This is a genomic window from Rhizobium hidalgonense, from assembly GCF_002914525.1.
GTDB lineage: Bacteria > Pseudomonadota > Alphaproteobacteria > Rhizobiales > Rhizobiaceae > Rhizobium > Rhizobium hidalgonense.
In genome coordinates, this window is the sequence record NZ_LODW01000069.1 from 1 (window position 1) to 22905 (window position 22905).

The following is a 22905-nucleotide window of genomic DNA, read 5'->3' on the forward strand; positions in this document are numbered from 1 at the left end:
CAGCCAGTTGACCGAATGGACGTTGACCGGGGCGGCGACCCATTTGCCGTCATAGACCGAGAACTTCTGAAGTGCGGCCGGCACCGACTTGTCCCAGCCTTCCTTCTTCGCCGTTTCCGTCAGGTCGCCCATGACGCCGGCCTGGGCGTAATCGAGCACGGTATAGCCCAGCATCTGCGAGGCCGTCGGATAGGTGCCGGCCGCCACCATCGCCTTCAGCGCCGTCATCGCCGCGTCACCGCCGCCGCCGGCCACCGGCACGTCCTTCCAGGCAAAGCCTTCCTTCGACAGATCCTGCTTCAGGACGTTCAGCGCCGCTGCCTCGCCGCCAGACGTCCACCAGTGCAGCATCTGCACTTCCTTCACGTCGGCGGCGCGGGCGGACACATGCACGCCGGCCAGAGCCAATGCGATCACGGCAGTCGTGGTGAGAAACCTATTCATCGAAGAACCTCCCAGTTCCATCTTGCAAGATGCGGGACCCATTCCCGCACCGATCACCCGCCCTCCTCAGGCGTAGTTTCATGACCGGCCAAGCCGGCTTTCTGTCTGCGGCATCCACCAACTGGTGCGCTTGCCGATATGCATGTTCAGCGTCTTGGTCTCGGTATAGTCCTCGACCGCATGGCGACCGAGCTCGCGGCCGAGGCCGCTTTGCTTGTAGCCGCCGAAGGGAAGTTCCGAGGCACCGTCCATGAAGGTGTTCATCCAGACCGTGCCTGCCCGCACCGACCGGCCGACCGTCAGGCAGGTATCGAAATCGCGGCTCCAGACACCGGCCGACAGGCCGTAGTCGATGGAATTGGCGGTCCCGATCGCTTCGGCCGTCGTCTCAAACGTCAGGACCGACAGGACCGGGCCGAATACTTCCTCACGCGCCACCGCCATATCGGGTGTCACTGCTTCGAGGATGGTCGGCGCCATGAATTGCCCCATGCCGAGGTCGAGCGTCTCGCCGCCATGCGCGACCCGGGCGCCGCTGCTCCTGGCGCCGGCGACATAGCCCGAGATCTTTTCGAGATGCTGCGGCGTGATGATCGCGCCGACCTGCGTCGAGGGATCGAGGGGATCGCCGACCTTGACCGCCTTCGACAATTCGGCAATCCGCTTGACGACATCGGAAGCGATCGACTTGTGAAGGATCAGCCGCGAGCCGGCATTGCAGCACTCGCCGGCATTGAAATAGGCGCCGAAGACAGCGGCATCGATGAAGGCGTCGAGATCGGCATCCGGGAAGGCGATCTGCGGGTTCTTGCCCCCCAGTTCCAGCGAGACTTTCTTCAGCGTCTGCGCGGCATTCGACATCGTCAGTTTTCCGACGCCGGTCGAGCCGGTGAAGGACACCATGTCAACGTCGGGATGAGACGTCATGACCGCGCCGACTTCGGGTCCCCTGCCGGTGACAATGTTGACGACGCCCTCCGGAATGCCTGCTTCCTGCAGGATTTCGCCGAGCACAAGCGTCGATCCCGATGTCAGTTCCGAGGGTTTGACGACGGTCGTGCAGCCTGCGGCCAAAGCGAAGGGCAGCTTCTGGCCGACGATCAGGAACGGAAAGTTCCAGGGTGTGATGATCGACACCACGCCGATCGCTTCGCGCAGCACGACACCAAGCGTGCCATCGCCGAGCGTATTGTAGCTTTCGCCGTGAAGATCGCGTGCGAGTGCCGCGGCATAGCGCCAGATGTCGACCGAACCGGCAATTTCACCCCGTACCTGCGTGATGGGTTTGCCTGCCTCGATCGCGTCGAGGAATGCGAGTTCTTCGGCACGTGCGGCGATCAGATCGGCGGCCTTGAGAAGGATGGCGGACCGTTCGGAAGCCGTCATCCGCGGCCATGGCCCGAGGTCGAAGGCCTTCCGCGCGGCAGCAATGGCGCGTTCGGCATCCGTCTTGCTGCCGGTCGGGAAGCGGCTGACCACGACCCCATGGCTTGGCGCGACACGCTCGATCGGATCGGCGGCGCCGGCCTCCCATTTGCCGTCGATGAGCATCCTGAAATCGCGCGCTTTGTGGTTGCTCAATGCGGTGGGGTTGACGAGGACCGTCATTACCATTCTCCCTTGAATGTTGCCGGGCGCTTCTCGCTGAACGACGCGACGCCCTCCTTCAGATCGCCGGTCTTGGCCGCCAGGATCGAGCCCAGGGCTTCGACGGCGGTCCCGTTGTCTTCGCCGTTCGCCGATGCGATCATCAACTTGGCGATCTCGATGGCCGCCGGACCCTTTGCGGCGATCCGTTCAGCATAGTCCTTGGCGGCGAACAGCGCGTTTCCGGTTGGAACTACCGCGTCGACGATCCCGAGCAGGCGTGCCTCCTCAGCGGTAAAAATCTCGCCGCCCAAGGCCATGCGCCTGACGGCCTGCGCGCCGAATCGGCGCACCAGACGTTGGGTGCCGGACCAGCCCGGCACCATTCCGAGGCCGGTCTCCGGCAGGCCGATCTTGATGTGTTCGTCTGCGAGGCGAATGTCGGCAACGCCGGCCAGTTCGAGCCCGCCTCCCAGCGCGTGGCCGTTCAGGGCCGCGACCAGCGGCACCCGGAGCGTTGCCAGTCTTTCGAAGATGCGATGACCGTGACGAACCCAGGCGTGACCGAATTCCTGAGGCTGCATTCCGCCCCAGGCCTTGATATCGCCCCCGGCGGAAAAGCCCTTTCCTTCGCCGGTGAGAACGGCAGCGCGCACATTCGAGTTCGCTTCCACCGCGTCGGCGGCATCCGCCAAGGCTTTCAGCATATCGAGATCGAGCGCGTTGAGCTTCTCCGGACGAGACATCGTTAAGGTCGCAACATGTCCGTCGACGTCTACTTTGACTGTTCCACTAGCCATGGAAGGCGCCCTCCAGCGTCCGTGCCCTTTTGGCCGGAAGCGACAGGCCGATCGCCGCTTCGCTGAAGAGGGCTGCATCCATGACCTTCAGATCGGGCGCGACGATCAGCGCAAACTCGGATTGATCGAGAATCTCAGACTGGAGATCGACGCCGGGCGCGATCTCGGTAAGGACGATACCATCAGGTGTCAGCTTCATCACGCACCGCTCGGTGACATAGATGATGTCCTGCCCCTGCTCGATCGCCCGCCTGCCGCTGAAGGTGACGTGTTCGACCTCGTTGACGAGCTTCTTCAGCTTGCCTTCCTTCTCGATGGCGAGAGCCCCATCGGCGATCGAAAGCTTCGCTCCGGCGTTGAACATGCCGGAGAAGACGATCTTCTTTGCCCGCGCGGTGATGTCGACGAAGCCGCCGGCGCCGGCCGTCACATGCGGACGGAATGAGAGCTTGGAGACGTTGACCGAACCATCCCTGCCGATCTCGAGGAAGGACAGCAGCGATGCATCGAAGCCGGCACCCTGGAAATAGGTGAACTGATAGGGTGACGGCATATAGGCGTCGGCATTGGATGCGCAGCCGAAGGCGAAGTCGAGCAGCGGCACGCCGCCGACCGCGCCCTGTTCGATGACCCAGGTGACCGCGCCATGCAGCCCCTCCTCCAACAGAATCCGCGGCACGTTTGCCGAGATGCCGAAGCCGAGATTGACGCAGCTTCCCGCCTGCAATTCCTGCGCGACGCGGCGCGCGATGACCTTCTGAACATTGAAGTCAGGCACGTGGAAGCTATCGAGCGGGCGAAAGATTTCTCCCGAAATCGCCGGATCGTATAGCGTCTGGGTCGTCTGCTTCTGTTCGGGATCGACGACGATATAGTCGACCAGCATGCCCGGCACCCGGACGTCATGCGGTTTCAACGAACCTTCCTTGGTGATCCGCTTGACCTGCGCGATGACGATGCCGCCATTGTTGCGGGCGGCGAGCGCTTGGTCGAGGCCGCCGAGATAGGCGCCTTCATGTTCGTAGGTCAGGTTGCCGCGCTCATCAGCGGTGGTGGCGCGGATAATGGCGACCTGAGGGATGATCGAGGGGAAGAACAGCCAGTCGTCGCCCTCGAAGCTGACGCGCTTGACCACCTGTTCTTCCGAAGCCAGTTCGTTCATCGCGCAGCCCTGCCGCCGGGGATCGACGAATGTGTCGATACCGATCTTGGTCAGGACGCCCGGCCGCTTGGCCGCGGCTTCGCGATGGATGTCGAACAGGATGCCGGAGGGAATATTGTAGGCTGGGATCTCGTTACTGGTGATCATCTGCCAGATCAGCGGCGGCTCGGACGATGACGGCCCCGACGGATAGGAGCCGCCGATGATGCGCTTGAGCAGGCCCTTCCGGGCGATGTGATCGACGCCCTTGATGCCGCTCATGTCACCGGCGGCGATCGGATGAAGGGTGGTGAGGTCCCTGGGGTGGCCGATCGCCTCGAAACGCTCGCCGATCGCCTTCAGCATCAGGTCCGGGCAACCGAGACCGCTTGAAGACGAGACCGTGACGACGGCGCCATCCGGGATGAGCGCGGCCGCCTCAGTTGGGGTGAGATGTTTCTGCATGTGGATTACTCAGCGTCCTGTTTCGATTTTACGCTCTTGCCGGCCCTTGCCGACGCAGTCTTGCCGGCGCCGCAGCTTTCGCGAACGACCAGCCGAACGGCTGTCGTCACCGCCTCCGCCTCGGCCTTGCCGGCATTGATCTGCTTGAGCAGCATCTGTGCGCCGCGTCGCCCGATGCCCTGCGGATCGACTGAAACCGTCGTCAGCGCCGGAACCGCCGCCTGCGCCTCGATGACGTCGTCGAACCCTACCACGGCGAAGTCGGCGCCGGGCTCCAGGCGGCGGGCGCGCAATCCGTCACAAACGCCGAAAGCGACGGCATCGTTGAAACAGACGGCCGCGGTCGGCCGACGGCCGAGCGCGATCGCTTTTCCGATCGCCTCCACCCCGCCGGCCCGCGACGGCGCCGACGAGATGACGAGTTCCTCGTGAAAGTCGAGCCCGGCTGCCTCCACGCCGCTTCGGTAACCGGCAAGCCTGTCGTCGAAGACAGCGGTGTCGGGAAAACCACCGAGGAAAGCGATGCGTTTGTGGCCGAGCCCGGCCAGATGCCTGACCGCCGACACCATGCCGGCCCGGTTATCGGAGACGATCGACGAGACCTTGGCGCCGGGCAGGTTTCGAACGACGACGACGACCGGAATCCCGGCCGCCACAAGCGGCTTGAAATCTGCGGCATCGGTGGCGCGCGCCGGCGAGACGATGAGGCCGGAAATGCCGTGCTCCCGCATCGATGCGACAACCTCACGCTGCCGGTCGATGCTCTCGCCGGTGTTCGACAGGAACTGCACGAAGCCGGCCGACTGGACGACCATATCGACGCCGACCGCCAGCTCCGCAAAAAAGCTGTTCGTCAGGTCGTTGACGACGACCCCGACGATCCGCGACTTTGCGCCGGCCTGCCGAAGATTGGCGGCGCCGCGATTATACACATAGCCGAGTTCGCGCATCACGGCATTGACCTTGGAGCGCGTCCCCTCATTGACCAGGGAGGAGCCCTGAAGCACCAGCGACACCGTCGACTTGGAGACGCCGGCGGCTTTCGCAATGTCAATGACGGTGACCCGCGCCTTTGTCATTTTTCCTCCCGACCACGCGTTGACTTAACGACAATTATTTGGAACGTTCCAATTCTGTCAAGCGGAATCTAAAACGAGATATTATCGATCTCGATTTTGTTCACTTATTTTTCCTTCCTTGACGCAAGATCCTTCGCTCGAGATTGGAACGTTCTAAAAACAGAGATCAATAAGCGCCATCGTTCGATATTTTCGTCCGGCAGAAAAGGGAGCGGACGAGGCATGTTTTTGCCCATCGGGGTCGCCTCGAGCGAGGCGGCCGATCTCCTCTTTCCAAGTCTCCCCCGAGGAGCTGCTGCAGACCTTTAGCGAAACTTTATCGTTTCTGACCAATGCTACGTATGCGTGCAACGCGCCAGATTTGAAGCAGGGCCGGATGATGCCACACTCGTTTGAATCCATTCTGGAAAACCTGCCGCAGGGCATCGTTCTCCTCGATCCTGCCAGCGCGGTGACGGCATTCAATTCCCGCACGCTCGATATTCTCGGTCTGGCGGCAGGCGCGATCCGCAAGGGAATGACGATCGACGAATTGCCGGGTACCAGGGACTGCCGCGCCGTGGCATCGAGGCGGTCGACCACCGGGAAACCACAGATATCGCAGTTTGCGCTTTCCGACGGACGGATGATCTCGTTGACCTCAGCCCCGTCGAAGGATGGAGGCTGGATCCTGAGCTATGAAGACATCTCTACTCTCATCCGCGTCGAAGACAGCCTCACCGAACAACATCACCGGTTCGACGCGGCCCTTAGGAACATGCCGCATGGGCTGTGCATGTTCGATTCGACAAAGAAGTTGATCCTGTGCAACCCTTCTTACGCACGGATGTACAATCTGCCGGAGTCACTGACCCAACCAGGCACGCCGCTTGTCGATATCCTGGCCTATCGGAGCAGCGTGGGAAATGGCCCGGTCGACACCGCGACCTATTTCGATGTGGTGTTCGAAGCGACGGCGCGCGGTGCGGTGGCCAGCCAGAACATCGTGCTGGTCGATGGTCGCGTTATCAAGATCACCCACAATCCGATGCAAAACGGTGGTTACGTGGCCACCCACGAAGACGTCACCAAGACAGTGCGGCTTGCGGAAGAGCTGCGCCGGCATCACGATCAGCTCGAAACGACGGTGCAGAGCCGCACGGCGGAAGTTGAGCGCCAGGCGCGGGAACTCGAGCGAATGCTTGCGCAGGAGCGCAACATCAACGAATTGCAGCGGCAGTTCGTGGCAATGGCGTCCCATGAATTCCGAACCCCGCTCGCCATCATCGACGCTGCCGCCCAACGGCTGCTGCGTAAAAGAGGGGCAGTCGAGCCCGAATTTCTCAGCGACAAAGTCGACCAGATCCGTGCATCAGTGAACCGGATCGTCGATCTGATGGAGAGCATCCTTTCGGCCGGGCGCCTTGATACCGGCAAGATCGATATCAGCTATGACGCCTGCGCCTTGCAATCATTGATAAGAACCTGTTGCGAGCGTCAGTCGACGATCGCCAAGACGCACAGCTTTGCGTTGGACATCGACCGGTTGCCGGAATTCATCGATGCCGACCGCCGCGCTTTGGCGCAAGTCTTTACCAACCTGCTGTCCAATGCCGTCAAATACGCGCCCGGAACCTCGGAAATTCGCGTCACCGCATGGGAGGAGTCGGGAAACGTCAAAGTCTCGATCAGCGATGACGGGGTGGGGATCGATCCCGAAGACGTGCCCCGGCTGTTCCAGCGCTATTTCCGTGCCGGGACCTCGACCGGAATTGCCGGAACCGGCATCGGCCTTAACCTGGTCAAGCAGATCGTCGAACTCCATGACGGCTCGATAGAAGTTCGAAGCGCAAGAGGACGCGGATCGACCTTCACCGTCACTCTTCCGATCAAGCGAACCGGTAACGCTTCCGACAACAGTGACGCCGCCTGACATTTCAGGATTGCTGTCCTCATTATCTACCCTATCCTTCTCCTATAGAGGAGGACCATGCCATGGCTTTCATTCCCACCCCCAATGCATCCGCCAGCGAGAAGACGACGTCGATGTATGCATCGGCCGAGGCGAATTATGGTTATCTGCCGAACATGTACCGGGCCTTCGGACACCGGCCGGAGGTGATGGAGAACTGGGCAGCGCTGCTTTCGAGCATTCGCGGCCATATGAGCCTGAGGCGCTATGAACTGGTGACGCTTGCTGCCGCCAAGGAGCTGAAATCCTCTTATTGCATGCTGGCGCACGGCTCCGTGCTGCTGCGCGAGGGTTTTACCGGCGACGGCCTGACGGCTGTCGTCAACGAGACGGAGAAAGCGCCGATCGATGCCGGTGAACGGGCCATCATGGCCTTTGCCGCCAAAGTGGCGCGCGATGCGACGTCGGTGACCCAGCAGGATATAGACGGACTGAAGAAACACGGGTTGAGCGATGCTGAGGTCTTCGACGTCACGGCTGCGGCGGCCGCCCGCTGCTTCTTCTCGAAAATGCTGGATGCGCTGGGGGCTGCGCCCGACCATGCCTATATGGAGCGGCTGGAGCCGAATGTGCGCAAAGCGCTCAGCGTCGGCCGGGAAGTCGAACGGCCTCTGGCGCCGTCACCGGCACGCGGCACATCGCAATGATGATGGGGTAAAGAGAGGATGCTTGGGCGGCGGCCGTTGCGATCCTGCTCCTCCCGCCCCCTACTCCGGTTTGTCCGCAAAATTCCGGATCGCAAATTCGGCGATATTCTGGCTCGACCGATCGGCATCGTCGAGCAGCGATGGAAACAGCTGCCAATGATGCGGCATGCCCGGCCAGACCTCGGTGGTGACATCGACACCTGCCTGGTGTGCCTTGTCGGCGAGCCGCAGCGTATCGTCGAGCAGAACTTCACCGGAGCCGACCTGCAGCAGCAGCGGCGGAAAGCCGGTCATGTCGGCATAAAGCGGCGATGCCTGGGGATCGGTCGGAGACCGGCTGCCGAGATAGGCCTTCCGCAAGGTCTCGATCGAGGCCTTGCCGACGAATGGATCGCTATCGGCATTCGCTGTCATCGATCCGCCGGTCGCGGCAAGATCAGTGATGGGGCTGAGCGCCACCACGGCCGCCGGCAACGGTTTTGCCGCCTTCATCTGCCGCAGCACCGTCTCGATCGCGATATTGCCGCCGGCGCCGTCTCCGGCGACGATAACGTTCTCGCTGCGATAGCCGTTGTCGAGCAGCCAGCGATAGGCCGTCAGCGCGTCGTTGATCTGAGCGGGATAGGTATATTCGGGCATCAGCCGATATTCGATCAGAAGCACGTCGCTGGATGCGGCCTTGGCGAGCGAGCCGGCAAGCAGACTGTGCGTGCGGATGGAGCCGCCGGAAAAGCCGCCGCCATGTATATAGAGGATCACCCGTTGGCCGATCGGGTGATGAAGACGGGCGGGCCACATCAGCTCGGCATCGACGCCGTCGGCATCGACCTGCCGGACCTGGACGCGCGTCGGCCCCGGCATTGTCTCCATCAGCGTCCTGAAAGCGGTGCGGCGCTGCTGCAGGCCATCGGCGCCGGCAAAATGATCCTTCCAGAGTCCGACGAGTTTTTCGACCTGGTCGCGCGAGGCCTGGCTTTGCGGTCCAATGTCCTTGCCGATCGCTGCCGATGCCGCGAGCATCAGCGCGGCCCAGACGGGAAACAGACAAACAAGCCGCTTTGGGGCTTTTCGAATACCCGCTGGCAAAATCCCACCGTTCATCAACTTCTCCCCGACGATGCTGGCCATGCGGCATAATTGGCCGGTTCGTCCACTGGAGTCAAAAGGGTGAGGCCGGAACCTTGGCTGCTCCTCAAAAAAACGGACAATGCCTGCCGGCACGCTTGCTATTTGCCGCGCATCCGTCGGAAATGGGCTCCGTGCCTGGCTGCCCCGACCCCGGCGCTTCGTCTCGTGTGTAAGTTAAGGATACCGATGACCACCATTTACCTTGCCGGCCCGGAAGTTTTTCTTCCGGATGCCATGCCGATCATGGCCGAAAAACGCCGATTGGCGCGCCAGTTCGGCTTCGAGCCGACCGGTCCCGGCAGCGACGAAAACCAGACGCCGGTGAAGCGGACCGCCGCCGAGATCTACGCACGCAACGACGACGCCATGCGTCGAGCCGAGATCTGCCTCGCCAATATCACGCCGTTTCGCGGCGTCAGCGCCGATCCGGGAACGGTTTACGAGATCGGCTTCATGATTGCGCTCGGAAAAGCGGTCTTTGCCTATACCAATCACCCCGACGATTATGGGCTGCGTGTTCGCTCGGTCTGGTATGCGGGGCTCGAGATCGATGAGACGAGCGGGCGCCCACGCGGACCGGATGGCATCGCCATCGAAAATCACGGCATGGCCGACAACCTGATGATCGACGGCGGGGTCGAGGCGACGGGAGGCAGAGTATTCCGTGCGGCCGCGCTGCCGGCGGACCCTGCCCGCGATCTGGCGGTTTATTTTGCGGCGCTGCAGACGATCGCAGGCATGCATGCCGATGGCCGCCGACTTCACCACGCGGGTCCGGTTCCGGGTTGAGCGACGCCGGCGACGGACAGAAAACTTGAGCTTTTACTCCGCCCGCATCGCTTCGATAACCGCCCTGAAGCCTGCCGACATGTGGCGGCGGCTCGGATAATAGAGATAGAGCGGTTCCTCCGGCTGGCACCAGTCATCCAGCACCTGAACGAGTTCGCCGCTGGCGACCGCCCTTTCCACGCGCGGTTCCCAGATATAGGCAAGACCGACGCCGCCGAGCGCTGCCTGCATCATCAGTTCGTGATCGTCGAGCGACAGCGGTCCGGTCGGCTGAAAGCTCACCGTCTGGCCGTTCTTTTCGAACTCCCAGGCATATCGCGCGCCTGATGGAAACATGTTCTGGATGCAGAGATGGCGCTTGAGTTCGTGAGGTGTTGCCGGTTTCGGCCGGCTCTCGAAATAGGCGGGCGAGCCGACAACAACCAGGCGGATGCGCGGCTTGATGCGCAGTGCGATCATGCCGTCGGTGACGCGTTCGCCGAAACGGATGCCGGCATCGAAGCCTTCCTCGACGATATCGACAAGCCGATCCGTCGCGTTGATTTCCAGCTGCAGATTGGGGTTCTTTTTCAGTAGCGGGCCAATGACGCGGCCGATGACGAAAGGACCGATCGAGTTCGGCACGTTGATCCTCACCTTGCCGAAGGGTGTGTCTCGGTAGCGGTTCAGCGCGTCGAGCGCGGCGGCCATCTCCCCGAAGGCCGGATCAAGATGCGACATCAGAAGTTCGCCGGCCTCGGTCAGCGAGACGCTGCGTGTCGTGCGGTTGAGCAGGCGGATACCGATTCGATCTTCGAGGTTGAGCACGGCATGACTGATCGCAGAGGCGGTGACACCCCGCTCCTCGCCCGCCTTGCGAAAGCTCTTATGCCGCGCGACGGCTGAAAAGGCTGCGAACTCGGAAAGTTCGGTGGCGCGCATTGCTGAATTACACTCATCATAGTTTCGAGAATAACAAATCTTATACATCAGCGGATTTTCGGTCAAATTCACCCCGTCGGCACAGAGATGCGACGCAAACGAAACAAAGCAGCCCGAAAGGAATTCGTCATGAAAGTCTGGTTCATCACCGGTGCATCCCGCGGCTTCGGCGCGCTGATGACCAAGGAAGCCCTCGCCGCCGGCGATGCCGTCATCGCCACCGCTCGCAACCCGAAGACCGTGACCGAGCAGTTCGGCGATCATCCGAACCTGCTTGCCGTCGCCCTTGACGTCACCAACGAGGCACAGGCAAAAGAGGCCGCGGCTGCCGGCATCGCTCGCTTCGGACGCATCGACGTTCTTGCCAACAATGCCGGCTACGGCTTGCTCGGCGCCGTCGAGGAAGCCACCGCCGAAGAGATCGAAAAGCTCTATGCTACGAATGTCTTCGGCCTGCTGAAGGTGACGCGCGCGGTGCTCCCCTATATGCGCCGCCAGCGTTCCGGCCACGTGCTGAACTTCTCCTCGATCGGCGGTTACTTCGGCTATCCCGGCTGGGGCATCTACGGTTCGACGAAATTCGCCGTCGAGGGCCTGTCCGAATCGATGGCGGCCGAACTCGACCCTTTCGGCATCAAGGTGACGATCATCGAGCCCGGCTTCTTCCGCACGGACTTCCTCGCCGACACGTCGCTGGCGATCAGCCCGGCCTCCATTGCCGATTACGAAGGCACGCCGGCCGGCAACATGCGCAATTTCGCCGCCGACGCCAATCATGCCCAGCCCGGCAACCCCGCCAGACTCGCTGCCGGCATCGTGACGATGGTCAATTCGGCCAACCCGCCGCTACGCATGCCCTTCGGCAGCGATACGGTGGCGATGATCGAGGCGCAGCATGCCAGCGTCGAAAAGGAACTAGCCGCCTGGCGTGAGCTTGCTTTGTCGACGGATTTTCCGAGCGAGGCAACGGTCTCGGTCTGAAGCGGCAAAATCAACATTCGCCTTATGCTGGGGATGACCTAAGTCTAGGTTCGACCACGACCATGAAGAGGCGATGCATGCCGATAAAAACCATCTCGATCTATGGCGCCGGCGCCCTCGGCGGCGCTATTGCCGCCAAGCTCGCCCGCAGAGCCGGAAACGACACCACCATCTCTGTCGTCGCGCGCGGGGCGCATCTCGACGCCATCCGCAGGCATGGTCTCAGCCTGCGCGAAGCCGATGCGGAAACGCCGCTCAACGTTCGCCTGACGGCGACCGACGATCCAACGACATTGCCGCCGCAGGATCTCGTCATCACCGGTCTCAAGGGGCATCAGTTGGCGGCCGCCGCCGAGGGAATCGCCGGTCTCCTGAGGCAGGGCACCCGTGTCGTCATGATCCTCAACGGCATTCCGTGGTGGTATTTCCATCGCGATACCAATAGCAGGCATGCGGAACTGCAGTTCGACGAACTCGATCCAGGCGGCAGGATTTGGCGGCTGATCGGCCCGGAGCGGGCGATTGGCTGCGTCGCCTATCAAGGCGCTGAGGTGGTCAACCCGGGTGAGATCCAGCTTTCCCACAAAGGCCGCTTCGTGCTCGGCGAGCCCTCCGGCGAAATGTCTGCCGATCTGGAGGCCATAGCAGCGGTGCTGACCGGCGCCGATCTCAACATTACGACCACGCCGGAAATCCGCAGCGAAATCTGGAGCAAGTTGATGGGCAACGCCGCCTTCAACCCGATCAGCGCTCTGACCCGGGCGCTGATGACAGACATCCTGGCGGACCCGGCGCTGATGGACATGGTGAGCAAAGTCATGAAGGAAGTGCGCGCGGTCGGCGATGCGCTCGGCGCGCACTTTTCCATGACAGTCGAGCAGCGACTGGAACAATCGCGCCACATCGGCGGCGTTCGGACATCAATGCTGCAGGATCTGATGGGCGGCAAGCCGCTCGAAATCACGCCGCTGGTCGGCATGCTGGTGGCGCTCGGACGCCTGACTGCCGTGCCGACCCCGGTATCGGAAACCATCCTGGCGCTGGTGACGCAGCTGGACCGGGAAAACCGGCGCGGCAGCTGATGCGGGATAGTGCGGCCGGGATAAATCCGGCCGCTCTCGCTTATTTCCCAACCTGCTCGGCCCAGTTCGGCGCCTTGCCGCCGCCGTCGAGGAAAGTCATCGCCACATTCGCCATCAGCGGCGAAGCGAAGGTCTCGTAGTGGGTGAGATCGGGCAGGATCGCCAGCCGGTTCTTCGACAGGTTCTCCCGCATCCAGCCCGCATCGCGCAGGCCGCCGCCGAGCTTGTGGTAGAAGTCGATCATATGTTCGGGGCGGATCATATCGGCATCGCCATAGATCAGCATGACCGGCATGGTGAGCTTGGCGACGGCATCGCTATAATCCTTGGGTTCGCGCATCAGCGCACCCATGGCGTCGAGCAGCTTGGGAAATTCGGAAACGTCGGGCGCCACCGCCTTGTAAGAGAGGAACATCGGCGTGTCCTTCATCATCTCGGCCATGCCGGCGCCGACGGCCGCCTGCTGCGGCAACATCTCCGGGAAGAAGCCGTTCTGCGCATAGGGCGCCGAGAGGATCACCAGGCGGCGCACCTGGTCGGGCGCGTTCGCCGCCATGTTCAGCGCCACCCCGCCGCCGAAGGAATAGCCGAAGACGTCGAGCTTGTCGTAACCGAGTTGCTTCACCAGGATCGCAAGATCGGCGCCGATTGCCGCAAGGTCGATCGGCCGCTTGCCGAGCGGCGTGCGGCCATGCCCCTGCAGATCGACGGCAATCACCTGCCGGTGGTCGGTGAAAACAGGCATGACAGGCGCGAACATCTCGATCTGTCCGAGACCGCCGTGAAGCAGCAGCAGCGGTTCGCCCTCGCCGCGGATCTCGTAATAATAGTCGATGCCGTTGACCGGCAGACTTCCCTTCCTGACGATCGGTGCGACCGCCTTTTCCTCGATACCAGCCGCGCCACCGGCGCCTGCCATATCGGGCGCCGCCAGGAATGCGGCAGCGGTTGCGATCATCGAAATCAGCCTCATCTTCGACATGTCCTTGCTCCGTTTTTGCTTGGATATCGCAAGGACGGCGGCGGCCCGGCGTTTCCGACACTGTGCCTCGAAATTTCTCCGATCGGGCCTTCAGATCGATTTCCAACTTTTCCTTAACCGGCATACTGGTAAAATCTCGTCCCAGAGACTTCAGACACAACGAGACCGATGCCGAAACCGAACTTCCGCTTCACCCATTACGATCTCAAGGAACAACGCGCCGGAACGATCGTCGAGGTGTCGTTGAATGCGGTGAACAATGTTCGGCTGATGACGGCGCCGAATTTCCAGCGCTTCACCGAGGTTCTCGATTTCAAGTATATCGGCGGCGTGGCACGCAAATCGCCGATCAAGATCGCCGTTCCGGAAAGCGGCCATTGGCATATCGTCGTCGATATGGAAGGCCATCACGGGCTGGCGGACTCTTCCGTCAAGGTGATCGCCGGGCCGCCAAATCAGAAGACGCCGCGGGCTTCCTGAGCTTTACAGCACCGCGTCTCCACGCGAAAACCGTGACACGACACGCCCAATCGTCCTGACCTTTGATCACGATCAATGAATCCGGCTGCCAAGTCGATCACAGTCACGGTCGCAAGGCCCCACGCCGCGGCGCCACCGGTTGCTTCATCACGTCGGAAGCAGTTCATGACTTCGAACCTGATCGGACGTATCACCAACATCATTGATCCTGGCGATGCGCTCGGTGAAGTCCTTTTCGGATTGATTATGGCGCTGACATTGACGGTCGGTTCGAGGCTGGTTTTTGAAAAAGAAGGGTTAAATGTCGACGATCTGGTCGTTGCAACGATCGGCTGCAACGTGGCCTGGGGGATCATCGACGCCGTCTTGTTCTATCTGGGGGCGACATTTTACAAAAGCAGGCGGCTTCGGCTTTTTCGGCAAATCAAAGCCGCCAGAACCGAATCTGCGGCGCTCATGGTGATTGCGAAGGAATTTCCGATTGAAAAAGCACCGTTCTCCGCAAAGGGCGCCGATGCGGAGGCACTCTATCGATCACTCCTGACGCTCGCAGGCCGGGCCGATCCTGTGAAGGTGTCCCTGTCGAAAGGTGATCTGTTGGCCGCAATCGCGGTCTTCGTCCTTGTCTCGGCCACCTCCATTCCGGCCGTTATGCCCCTCCTTCTCATCGACAATGCACACGTTGCCTTGAGAACCAGCAATCTGTTTCTCATCATGCTGCTGTTTGTGACGGGCTATGCCTGGGCGAGATTTTCAGGCGGCAGGCCTTTGTATGCGGGGATGACGATGACTTGTCTCGGATTGCTTCTGGTCGCAATCGCGATCGCGCTTGGCGGCTGAGCCCGGTTCGCCAACAGGATGGGCCGAGAGGCGTCAGCGCGGATTGCGCTCCTTGCGAAGTTTGTCCCACCATTCCAGCCGCTTGCGGATATCGCGCTCGAAGCCGCGTTCCGGCGGATCGTAGAAGGTCTGGCGGCCCATCTTCTCTGGGAAATAATCCTGGCCGGAAAAGGCGTCGGGTTCATCATGGTCGTAGCGGTAACCCTCGCCGTAGCCTTCGCCCTTCATCAGCTTGGTCGGCGCATTGAGGATGTGCTTGGGCGGCAGCAGCGAGCCGTTCTGCTTGGCGGCCTGGCTTGCCGCCTTGAATGCGGTGTAGACGGCATTCGATTTCGGCGCGGTGGCGAGATAGACGCAGGCCTGGGCGAGCGCCAGTTCCCCTTCGGGGGAGCCGAGATACTCATAGGCATCCTTGGCGGCGTTGCAGATCACCAGCGCCTGCGGATCGGCAAGGCCGATATCTTCCACCGCCATGCGCACCAGCCGCCGGCCGAGATAAAGCGGATCCTCACCGGCATCGAACATGCGGGCGAGATAATAGAGCGCGGCATCGGGATCCGAACCCCGCACGGACTTGTGCAGCGCCGAGATCAGATTGTAATGGCCGTCCTGCGCCTTGTCGTAGACCGGAGCGCGACGCTGGACGATGCGCGTCAGGCCCTCGGTATCGAAGCTCTCGCCCTCGCGCGCGGCGCGCCAAACCTCTTCGGCCAGCGTCAGCACCGCGCGGCCGTCGCCATCGGCCATGCGGATCAGGCTGATGCGCGCCTCTTCGGTCAGCGGCAACGGCTTCTGCTCGATCGCCTCGGCGCGCTTCAGCAATTCCTCCAGGCTCTCCTCGTCATGCGACTTGAAGGTCAGCACGCGGGCCCGCGACAAGAGAGCGGCGTTGAGCTCGAAGGACGGGTTTTCGGTGGTAGCGCCGACGAGGATGACGGTGCCGTCCTCCATAACAGGCAGGAAACTATCCTGCTGGGCGCGGTTGAAACGATGGATCTCGTCGACGAAGAGCAGCGTCTGGCGGCCATCCATTCGCCGCAGGCGGGCCGTCTCGAACACCTTCTTCAAATCGGCGACGCCGGAAAAGATCGCCGATATCTGCTCGAAGGCCAGCCCCGCCTCGCCGGACAGCAGCCGCGCCACCGTCGTCTTGCCGGTGCCGGGCGGGCCCCAGAAGATCATCGAGCCGAGCGAGCCGCTTTCGATCATCCTTTTCAGGACGCCGTCTTCACCGGTCAGATGTTCCTGGCCGGTGACATCAGCAAGCGTCTTCGGCCGCAACCGGTCGGCAAGCGGCCGCCTGGCGGCCACCTCCTCCGGAACACGCGGCGCGAAGAGATCGTTGCTCATCGGAAGAACTGCCGGATGCGCTGACCATCGCGCTCGATCTCGACCCGCCAGAGGCCGGGGTCGCTGTCAGCGATTTGGGACAGTTCGCTGGTCGACTTCACCTCCGTGCCGTTGATCGAGACGATGATATCCTTCGGCTCAAAACCGAGACGGGCGGCCGGCGAATCCTCTTTCACCTCGGATACGACGACGCCTGCCGATTCCGGCGGCATGCGCAGCTCGTCGGCGACCCGCGGCGACAGGTTCTCGACGACTGCGCCGCTAAAGGGGGTGCGCCCGCCGATCGTGCGCTGGTCGCGCGGCGAGGTTTCCGGGGCGCGATCGAGCGTCAGCGGCAATTGCTCCTCGCGGCCGTTCTCGACGACGGTGAGCTTGACCGATTTGCCGAGACCGGCCGTCGTCAGGCGGTAGAGCAGCGCATCCGGATGTTCGACGGATATACCGTCGACGGCGGTGACGATTTCGCCGGCCTTCAAGCCGGCCTTGGCCGCCGGTCCGCCTTCCGAAACCTTGACGACCAGCGCGCCGCGAGCCTTGTTGAGCCCCAGCGCTTCAGCCACTTCCGAGGTCACGGCATCGAAGCTCGCGCCGACATAGGGTCGTTCGAAGGATTTGACGCCGGCATCGGCCGAGGCGAGGAAGACCTTGACGAGATTGGCGGGAATGGCAAAGCCGATGCCGTTCGAACCGCCGCCGCGCGAGAAGATCGCCGTGTTGATGCCGATCAGTTCGCCCTTCATGTTCATCAAGGCGCCGCCGGAATTGCCGGGGTTGATCGAGGCATCGGTCTGGATGAAGAAGCCGAACTCGTTCCTCACCACCTGGTTGCGGGCAAGCGCCGAAACGATGCCGCTCGTCACCGTCTGGCCGACGCCGAAGGGGTTGCCGATCGCCAGGACAAGATCGCCGACCTCGACGGCATCGGAATTGCCGATGGGCAATGTCGGAAAACTCTCCTTGGTATCGATCTTCAGTACCGCGAGGTCGACGCGGTCATCGCGCAGCACCACCTTGCAGGGGAATTCGCGGCCATCCGTCAGCGCCACCTTGATGTCGTCGGCGCCTTCGATGACGTGATTGTTCGTCACGACAGTGCCGTTCGCCTCGACGATGACGCCAGAGCCGAGCGATGACTGCTTCTCCGAACGGTTCGGCATCTGCTGGCCGAAAAACTGCTCGAAGAAGGGGTCGCCGGCAAAGGGTGACTGCCGCTGGACGGTTTTCTCCGCATAGACATTGACGACGGCGCCCGACGTCTGCTTGACGAGCGGCGCGAAGGAGAGCTGCATTTGCATCTGGCTCTCGGGCACGGTCTTTGCCGTTTGCGCTTCAGCCGCAGCCGGCAGAAGCAGTGTCAGAGCGAACAGCGAAACGGAGGCGCGTTTGAACAGGCCTTGCATGGGTATCCTTTTTGAATCCTCTTGAGCAACGTTGTAGCGTCAGACGCTAGAAAGGAAAGAGGGCGGAAGCATGGAAGAATAAGGCAAAGGAATGTCTTGAAGTCGCTGCGAACTTGATTCAGGAAGATTGTCCATGCAACTGATATCACAGGCCAAAATCTGGGCGAAGTCACTGAAGCGTGACATCGTCGCCCTGTGGCTTGCAGCCAGAGACCGGCGCGTGTCCTGGTATGCGAAAGCGGTGGCCGGCGCCGTTGCCGCCTATGCGCTGTCACCCGTCGATCTCATCCCCGATTTCATTCCCGTGCTCGGCTATCTCGACGATCTGCTGATCGTGCCGCTTGGCATCCTGCTGGCGACGCGGCTTGTCCCGGCTGAGGTGATGAGCGAGCTTCGTGCCGAGGCGGCAAGACGCATCGAGCGCCCTTCCGGCCGGGCCGGGCTGATCTTCATCCTTGCCGTCTGGCTTACCTGCATCATCTTCCTGGCTCTGGCATTGCGCAAACTGGTTTGACCGGAAGCAACAGGGATAGGAATGATGACGGCAAAAGCGGTGATGATGGGTTTTGGTTTTGCGATTTCGATCTTCGCGTCGGATATGGCTATGGCGGCAAGCTTCGACTGCGATGCAAAGGAATTGAAGCCGGACGAAAAGACGATCTGCGACAACCGCGCGCTCAACGATGCCGACGTGAAAATGGTGACGACCTTCGAACTGCTCTCCGGTCTGCTGGCGATGGGCTCGCGCGGGACATTGCAGGACGAGCAGACCGCATGGCTGAAGAAACGACAGGAATGCGCGGCGGATGCCGTCTGTATCAAGTCTGCCTATGATGAGCGGCTGAAGCAGCTCGGCGAGACCTACAAAAACATCAACCGGCCGCTTTGAAAGCGACCGGTTGCGAGAGCAGCTGACTCTTAATCAGCGGGTCGTAGGTTCGAAACCGCTCAGCGCGCGTTCAGATCACGCACGGCGCCGCGGTCGGCACTCGTGGCGAAGGCCGCATAGGCCTTCAGCGCCGTCGTGACGTTGCGCTTGCGCACTTCTGTCGGATGCCAGCCCTTGGCGTCCTGATCGGCGCGGCGGGCGGCAAGTTCGGTCTCGCTGACGCGCAGGCTGATCGTGCGGTTCGGGATGTCGATATCGATCATGTCACCTTCGCGCACCAGGCCGATCGTGCCGCCATTGGCCGCCTCCGGCGAGGCGTGGCCGATCGACAGGCCGGAGGTGCCGCCGGAGAAGCGGCCGTCGGTGATCAGCGCACAGGCTTTGCCGAGGCCCTTCGACTTCAGATAGCTCGTCGGATAGAGCATTTCCTGCATGCCGGGGCCGCCCTTCGGGCCTTCATAGCGGATGACGACGACGTCGCCTGATTTGACCTCGTTTGCGAGGATCGCCTTGACCGAGGCATCCTGGCTTTCGAAGACGCGGGCCGGGCCGGAGAATTTCAGGATCGATTCATCGACGCCGGCCGTCTTGACGATGCAGCCGTCGACCGCAAGGTTGCCCTTGAGCACGGCAAGGCCGCCGTCTTTCGAGAAAGGATGTTCGACCGAGCGGATGACGCCATTTTCGCGGTCGGTATCGAGTTCGTCCCAGCGGGCCTCCTGGCTGAAAGCGACCTGGGTCGGGATGCCGCCGGGGGCGGCGCGATAGAAGTTGCGGACGGTGTCGCTGTTGGTGCGGGTGATATCCCAGCGGTCGATCGCATCGCCCAGCGTCTCGGCATGCACGGTCGGGCAATCGCGGTTCAAGAGACCGCCCTTGTCGAGTTCGCCGAGGATCGACATGATGCCGCCGGCGCGGTGGACGTCTTCCATATGAACATCGCTCTTGGCCGGTGCGACCTTCGACAGACACGGCACCCGGCGCGACAGCGCGTCGATATCGGCCATGGTGAAATCGATCTCGCCCTCATGGGCGGCAGCCAGGATGTGCAGGACCGTATTGGTCGAGCCGCCCATGGCGATATCGAGCGCCATGGCATTCTCGAAGGCCTGCTTCGAGGCGATGGTGCGCGGCAGGGCCTTGACGTCGTCCTGCTCGTAGTAACGGCGGGCGAGATCGACGATCAGATGGCCAGCCTCGACGAAGAGGCGCTTGCGGTCGGCGTGGGTGGCGAGCGTCGAGCCGTTGCCGGGCAGCGACAGGCCGAGCGCTTCCGTCAGGCAGTTCATCGAATTGGCGGTGAACATGCCGGAGCAGGAACCGCAGGTCGGACAGGCCGAGCGTTCGATGGTCTGGACGTCCTCATCGCTGATCTTGTCATCGGCTGCGGCGACCATCGCGTCGACGAGGTCGAGCGCGTGCGTCTTGCCGTGCAGCACGACCTTCCCGGCTTCCATCGGACCACCGGAGACGAAGACCGTCGGGATGTTGAGGCGCAGCGACGCCATCAGCATGCCGGGGGTGATCTTGTCGCAGTTGGAGATGCAGACCATGGCGTCGGCGCAATGGGCATTGACCATGTATTCGACGCTGTCGGCGATGAGTTCGCGCGAGGGCAGCGAATAGAGCATGCCGTCATGGCCCATGGCGATGCCGTCATCGACGGCGATCGTGTTGAATTCCTTGGCGACACCGCCGGCCGCCTCGATCTCGCGGGCAACGAGCTGGCCGAGGTCCTTCAGGTGGACGTGGCCGGGTACGAACTGGGTGAAGGAATTCACCACCGCGATGATCGGCTTGCCGAAATCCGAATCCTTCATGCCCGTGGCGCGCCAAAGGCCGCGCGCGCCTGCCATGTTGCGGCCGTGGGTCGTGGTTCTGGAACGGTAAGCTGGCATCGGTGTCTTCCTCGACGTGTCGGAAATCATCAGGCGAAGCGGGGCGGCATTGAGCCTGCGGCCGGGCAACGCTGCTTTTGGAATTGTCCTAATCCAATCGACGGGGGCTGTCACTACCGGCAAGGGCAAATCCGGTACGGTGCCTAAAGCGCCTCGCATCGAACTTGCTTCATGCAACGCGCTTTAGCTTGTTGTTTTCATGCATGTCGTTATCCCGGAACCGCTGCACACTTCCGGGCGACAGGCATTGGCGAACCGCCTTGAGCACCATTGCTGATATACGGTTCGGCGAGCGGTTTGGTTACAGCCTATTCCATCACAGCCGAACACAAAAAATTGGCTTCCCGGCGGTGTTATTCAAGGCATAGACACTAATCCGAATATGCGGGCGGTTCGTTTAGAGACTATATTCAGGAAATCCGCCCTGGAGGTTTTCGAGATGCCCAGCTATCGCCCCCCCAAGATCGCGCCGTCGGAGATCACGCCGCGCCAGATCTACTTGCGCCGTCGTGAATTCCTGGGCGCGGCAGCACTTGGCGCCATGGCGCTCTACAGCGCCGGCCAGGCGAGTGCGGCTGCGCTTTCCGCCGTCGAGAGCAAGTACAAGGTCGACGAGAAGCCGACGCCGATCAAGGACGTCACGACCTACAACAACTTCTATGAGTTCGGCCTCGACAAGGGCGATCCCGCAGCCAATTCCGGCGATTTCAAGCCCCTGCCCTGGACGATCAAGGTCGACGGCATGGTCAACAAACCCGGCACCTTCGACCTCGAGGCGCTGATCAAGGAATTCCCGATCGAGGAGCGCACTTACCGCATGCGCTGCGTCGAGGCCTGGTCGATGGTCATTCCCTGGGACGGCTTTCCGCTGGCAGCGCTGCTCGACAAGGTGGAGCCGCTCGGCAGCGCCAAATATGTCGCCTTCGAAACCGTGGTGCGGCCCGACGAGATGCCGGGGCAGAAGGGCTTCTTCCAGTCGCTCGACTGGCCCTATGTCGAGGGCCTGCGCCTGGACGAGGCGAGCCATCCGCTAACGCTGCTCGCCGTCGGGCTCTATGGCGAAACGCTGCCGAACCAGAACGGCGCACCGGTCCGCCTCGTCGTGCCGTGGAAATATGGCTTCAAGGGCATCAAGTCGATTGTCAGGATCACGCTCACCGACCAGCAGCCGAAGAATACTTGGCAGGTAACCAATTCGCAGGAATACGGCTTCTACGCCAACGTCAATCCTTCAGTCGACCATCCGCGCTGGAGCCAGGCGAGCGAGCGGCGCATCGGCGAAAGCGGCTTCTTTGGCGCAAGCCGCCACCCCACCCTGCCCTTCAACGGTTATGCCGACGAGGTAGCGAGCCTTTATGCCGGCATGGATCTGAAGGCGAATTTCTGATGGCGGAATTGTCGTTTGCCATCCCGAAGCGCTGGCAGCCCGCCTCCGTCTGGCTGCTTTATGTCGTTGGCCTCGTGCCGGCAGCCTGGACTTTCTATCTCGGCGCGACCGATCAGCTCGGCGCCGATCCGGTCAAGACCTTCGAGCTTTTTCTCGGCATCTGGACGATCCGTTTCTTGGTCGCAACCCTTGCCGTTTCCCCTGCCCGCGAGCTCCTCGGCTGGAATTATCTGCGCTATCGCCGCGCCCTCGGCCTTCTGACCTTCTATTATGCGCTGATGCATTTCACCGTCTACATGGTGCTCGACCAGGCGATGGATATTCATGCCGTGATCAACGACGTGCTGAAGCGCCCCTTCATCATGTTCGGCATGGCCGGACTTGCGATGCTTATTCCACTGGCGGTGACATCCAACAATCTTTCGATCCGCCGCCTCGGCAAAAGCTGGATCTGGCTGCACCGCCTCGTCACCATCATCGCCGCCTGTGGGGCGCTGCACTTCGCGCTCTCGACCAAGATCCTCGACCTCGAGCAATATATCTACGTCGGGCTGATCATCGCGCTCATTCTCTACCGCTCCTGGCGCCCGATCGCACGCAGCCGGAAAAAAGGTCAGGGGCGGACGCGCAATCGCGCGATGGTCTCAGCTTCGTGAGACGGCCG

General features: G+C 61.9%; 21 protein-coding genes and 1 pseudogene. 11 read left to right on the forward strand and 11 right to left on the reverse strand.

All coding sequences use genetic code 11. The features are described from left to right. The 5 genes and pseudogenes from ATY29_RS22035 to ATY29_RS22055 all read right to left on the reverse strand — a co-directional run. Positions 1-444 (reverse strand): annotated as a pseudogene (locus ATY29_RS22035) (sugar ABC transporter substrate-binding protein); the annotation flags it as partial. 78 nt (positions 445-522) lie between these two features. Continuing rightward, positions 523-2052, reverse strand: a complete 1530-nt coding sequence (locus tag ATY29_RS22040; protein ID WP_097537334.1) for an aldehyde dehydrogenase family protein — start codon at positions 2050-2052, stop codon at positions 523-525. Next, on the reverse strand, positions 2052-2831 hold the full coding sequence (locus ATY29_RS22045) for an enoyl-CoA hydratase/isomerase family protein (protein ID WP_097537335.1): 780 nt from the start codon (positions 2829-2831) through the stop codon (positions 2052-2054). Before ATY29_RS22045 ends, ATY29_RS22040 begins: the two co-directional genes overlap by 1 nt. After that, positions 2824-4437 carry an acyl CoA:acetate/3-ketoacid CoA transferase gene (locus ATY29_RS22050; RefSeq protein ID WP_097537336.1) on the reverse strand — a complete coding sequence of 538 codons (1614 nt, stop codon included), beginning with the start codon at positions 4435-4437 and terminating at the stop codon, positions 2824-2826. Before ATY29_RS22050 ends, ATY29_RS22045 begins: the two co-directional genes overlap by 8 nt. Positions 4438-4442: 5 nt before the next feature. Then, the gene (locus ATY29_RS22055) at positions 4443-5516 is read right to left on the reverse strand and encodes a LacI family DNA-binding transcriptional regulator (protein WP_097537337.1); all 1074 of its coding nucleotides are present in this window, start codon (positions 5514-5516) and stop codon (positions 4443-4445) included. A gap of 376 nt (positions 5517-5892) precedes the next feature. Between ATY29_RS22055 and ATY29_RS22060 the strand changes: the two genes are divergently transcribed. Continuing rightward, positions 5893-7428 (forward strand): sensor histidine kinase, encoded by a 1536-nt coding sequence (locus tag ATY29_RS22060; protein ID WP_097537338.1) that lies wholly within the window; start codon positions 5893-5895, stop codon positions 7426-7428. Between the two features lie 62 nt (positions 7429-7490). Continuing rightward, entirely contained in the window at positions 7491-8114 is a 624-nt protein-coding gene (locus tag ATY29_RS22065) for a carboxymuconolactone decarboxylase family protein (protein WP_097537339.1), read from the forward strand. Between the two features lie 60 nt (positions 8115-8174). On the opposite strand, the gene ATY29_RS22070 is transcribed toward ATY29_RS22065, so the two are convergent. Next, entirely contained in the window at positions 8175-9215 is a 1041-nt protein-coding gene (locus ATY29_RS22070; RefSeq protein ID WP_003573741.1) for an alpha/beta hydrolase, read from the reverse strand. 213 nt (positions 9216-9428) lie between these two features. Between ATY29_RS22070 and ATY29_RS22075 the strand changes: the two genes are divergently transcribed. Beyond that, positions 9429-10031, forward strand: a complete 603-nt coding sequence (locus ATY29_RS22075; RefSeq protein WP_003573742.1) for a nucleoside 2-deoxyribosyltransferase — start codon at positions 9429-9431, stop codon at positions 10029-10031. 33 nt (positions 10032-10064) lie between these two features. On the opposite strand, the gene ATY29_RS22080 is transcribed toward ATY29_RS22075, so the two are convergent. Beyond that, the gene (locus ATY29_RS22080; protein ID WP_003573744.1) at positions 10065-10952 is read right to left on the reverse strand and encodes a LysR family transcriptional regulator; all 888 of its coding nucleotides are present in this window, start codon (positions 10950-10952) and stop codon (positions 10065-10067) included. A 129-nt stretch (positions 10953-11081) separates the two neighbouring features. On the opposite strand from ATY29_RS22080, the gene ATY29_RS22085 reads away from it, so the two are divergent. Both ATY29_RS22085 and ATY29_RS22090 read left to right on the forward strand, forming a co-directional pair. Continuing rightward, positions 11082-11933 carry an oxidoreductase gene (locus ATY29_RS22085; RefSeq protein ID WP_097537347.1) on the forward strand — a complete coding sequence of 284 codons (852 nt, stop codon included), beginning with the start codon at positions 11082-11084 and terminating at the stop codon, positions 11931-11933. A 77-nt stretch (positions 11934-12010) separates the two neighbouring features. Further along, complete coding sequence (locus tag ATY29_RS22090) at positions 12011-13015, forward strand: ketopantoate reductase family protein (RefSeq protein ID WP_003573748.1); 1005 nt, start codon at positions 12011-12013, stop codon at positions 13013-13015. Between the two features lie 40 nt (positions 13016-13055). On the opposite strand, the gene ATY29_RS22095 is transcribed toward ATY29_RS22090, so the two are convergent. Beyond that, on the reverse strand, positions 13056-13997 hold the full coding sequence (locus ATY29_RS22095; RefSeq protein ID WP_097537340.1) for an alpha/beta fold hydrolase: 942 nt from the start codon (positions 13995-13997) through the stop codon (positions 13056-13058). A 168-nt stretch (positions 13998-14165) separates the two neighbouring features. On the opposite strand from ATY29_RS22095, the gene ATY29_RS22100 reads away from it, so the two are divergent. Both ATY29_RS22100 and ATY29_RS22105 read left to right on the forward strand, forming a co-directional pair. After that, positions 14166-14477: a DUF1883 domain-containing protein gene (locus tag ATY29_RS22100; RefSeq protein WP_003573753.1), complete on the forward strand. Its 312-nt coding sequence runs from the start codon at positions 14166-14168 to the stop codon at positions 14475-14477. A 165-nt stretch (positions 14478-14642) separates the two neighbouring features. Then, on the forward strand, positions 14643-15317 hold the full coding sequence (locus ATY29_RS22105; RefSeq protein ID WP_003573755.1) for a VIT1/CCC1 transporter family protein: 675 nt from the start codon (positions 14643-14645) through the stop codon (positions 15315-15317). A gap of 33 nt (positions 15318-15350) precedes the next feature. Here the strand turns inward: ATY29_RS22105 and ATY29_RS22110 are convergent, their stop codons facing one another. Both ATY29_RS22110 and ATY29_RS22115 read right to left on the reverse strand, forming a co-directional pair. After that, positions 15351-16667 carry a replication-associated recombination protein A gene (locus ATY29_RS22110; RefSeq protein WP_003573757.1) on the reverse strand — a complete coding sequence of 439 codons (1317 nt, stop codon included), beginning with the start codon at positions 16665-16667 and terminating at the stop codon, positions 15351-15353. Then, positions 16664-18067: a DegQ family serine endoprotease gene (locus ATY29_RS22115; protein ID WP_025415917.1), complete on the reverse strand. Its 1404-nt coding sequence runs from the start codon at positions 18065-18067 to the stop codon at positions 16664-16666. Before ATY29_RS22115 ends, ATY29_RS22110 begins: the two co-directional genes overlap by 4 nt. Before the next feature lie 133 nt (positions 18068-18200). Here ATY29_RS22115 and ATY29_RS22120 point away from each other — a divergent pair, with 133 nt between their 5' ends. Both ATY29_RS22120 and ATY29_RS22125 read left to right on the forward strand, forming a co-directional pair. Further along, entirely contained in the window at positions 18201-18581 is a 381-nt protein-coding gene (locus tag ATY29_RS22120; protein ID WP_097537341.1) for a YkvA family protein, read from the forward strand. Positions 18582-18602: 21 nt separating this feature from the next. Further along, the gene (locus ATY29_RS22125; protein WP_003573762.1) at positions 18603-18956 is read left to right on the forward strand and encodes a lysozyme inhibitor LprI family protein; all 354 of its coding nucleotides are present in this window, start codon (positions 18603-18605) and stop codon (positions 18954-18956) included. A 59-nt stretch (positions 18957-19015) separates the two neighbouring features. On the opposite strand, the gene ilvD is transcribed toward ATY29_RS22125, so the two are convergent. Next, positions 19016-20854, reverse strand: coding sequence for a dihydroxy-acid dehydratase (gene ilvD / locus ATY29_RS22130; protein ID WP_097537342.1), 1839 nt, complete (start codon positions 20852-20854; stop codon positions 19016-19018). A gap of 439 nt (positions 20855-21293) precedes the next feature. Here ilvD and msrP point away from each other — a divergent pair, with 439 nt between their 5' ends. Together msrP and msrQ are read left to right on the forward strand one after the other, a co-directional pair. Continuing rightward, entirely contained in the window at positions 21294-22241 is a 948-nt protein-coding gene (msrP, locus tag ATY29_RS22135; RefSeq protein ID WP_025415914.1) for a protein-methionine-sulfoxide reductase catalytic subunit MsrP, read from the forward strand. Beyond that, a complete protein-coding gene (gene msrQ, locus ATY29_RS22140) occupies positions 22241-22897 on the forward strand; it encodes a protein-methionine-sulfoxide reductase heme-binding subunit MsrQ (protein WP_097537343.1) in 657 nt (218 codons plus the stop codon). The genes msrP and msrQ overlap by 1 nt, the downstream gene beginning before the upstream one ends. Positions 22898-22905: the final 8 nt, after the last annotated feature.

Excerpts from the sequence above, each read along its gene's own strand:
- ATY29_RS22090 (WP_003573748.1), top strand. The coding sequence starts at position 12,011 with ATGCCGATAAAAACCATCTCGATCTATGGCGCCGGCGCCCTCGGCGGC.
- msrQ (WP_097537343.1), top strand. The coding sequence starts at position 22,241 with ATGGCGGAATTGTCGTTTGCCATCCCGAAGCGCTGGCAGCCCGCCTCC.
- ATY29_RS22105 (WP_003573755.1), top strand. The coding sequence starts at position 14,643 with ATGACTTCGAACCTGATCGGACGTATCACCAACATCATTGATCCTGGC.
- ATY29_RS22075 (WP_003573742.1), top strand. The coding sequence starts at position 9,429 with ATGACCACCATTTACCTTGCCGGCCCGGAAGTTTTTCTTCCGGATGCC.
- ATY29_RS22045 (WP_097537335.1), bottom strand. The coding sequence starts at position 2,831 with ATGGCTAGTGGAACAGTCAAAGTAGACGTCGACGGACATGTTGCGACC.
- ATY29_RS22065 (WP_097537339.1), top strand. The coding sequence starts at position 7,491 with ATGGCTTTCATTCCCACCCCCAATGCATCCGCCAGCGAGAAGACGACG.
- ATY29_RS22070 (WP_003573741.1), bottom strand. The coding sequence starts at position 9,215 with ATGAACGGTGGGATTTTGCCAGCGGGTATTCGAAAAGCCCCAAAGCGG.
- ilvD (WP_097537342.1), bottom strand. The coding sequence starts at position 20,854 with ATGCCAGCTTACCGTTCCAGAACCACGACCCACGGCCGCAACATGGCA.
- ATY29_RS22060 (WP_097537338.1), top strand. The coding sequence starts at position 5,893 with ATGATGCCACACTCGTTTGAATCCATTCTGGAAAACCTGCCGCAGGGC.
- ATY29_RS22120 (WP_097537341.1), top strand. The coding sequence starts at position 18,201 with ATGCAACTGATATCACAGGCCAAAATCTGGGCGAAGTCACTGAAGCGT.
- ATY29_RS22085 (WP_097537347.1), top strand. The coding sequence starts at position 11,082 with ATGAAAGTCTGGTTCATCACCGGTGCATCCCGCGGCTTCGGCGCGCTG.
- ATY29_RS22040 (WP_097537334.1), bottom strand. The coding sequence starts at position 2,052 with ATGACGGTCCTCGTCAACCCCACCGCATTGAGCAACCACAAAGCGCGC.
- ATY29_RS22080 (WP_003573744.1), bottom strand. The coding sequence starts at position 10,952 with ATGCGCGCCACCGAACTTTCCGAGTTCGCAGCCTTTTCAGCCGTCGCG.
- ATY29_RS22095 (WP_097537340.1), bottom strand. The coding sequence starts at position 13,997 with ATGTCGAAGATGAGGCTGATTTCGATGATCGCAACCGCTGCCGCATTC.
- ATY29_RS22115 (WP_025415917.1), bottom strand. The coding sequence starts at position 18,067 with ATGCAAGGCCTGTTCAAACGCGCCTCCGTTTCGCTGTTCGCTCTGACA.
- ATY29_RS22100 (WP_003573753.1), top strand. The coding sequence starts at position 14,166 with ATGCCGAAACCGAACTTCCGCTTCACCCATTACGATCTCAAGGAACAA.
- ATY29_RS22110 (WP_003573757.1), bottom strand. The coding sequence starts at position 16,667 with ATGAGCAACGATCTCTTCGCGCCGCGTGTTCCGGAGGAGGTGGCCGCC.
- msrP (WP_025415914.1), top strand. The coding sequence starts at position 21,294 with ATGCCCAGCTATCGCCCCCCCAAGATCGCGCCGTCGGAGATCACGCCG.
- ATY29_RS22125 (WP_003573762.1), top strand. The coding sequence starts at position 18,603 with ATGATGACGGCAAAAGCGGTGATGATGGGTTTTGGTTTTGCGATTTCG.
- ATY29_RS22050 (WP_097537336.1), bottom strand. The coding sequence starts at position 4,437 with ATGCAGAAACATCTCACCCCAACTGAGGCGGCCGCGCTCATCCCGGAT.
- ATY29_RS22055 (WP_097537337.1), bottom strand. The coding sequence starts at position 5,516 with ATGACAAAGGCGCGGGTCACCGTCATTGACATTGCGAAAGCCGCCGGC.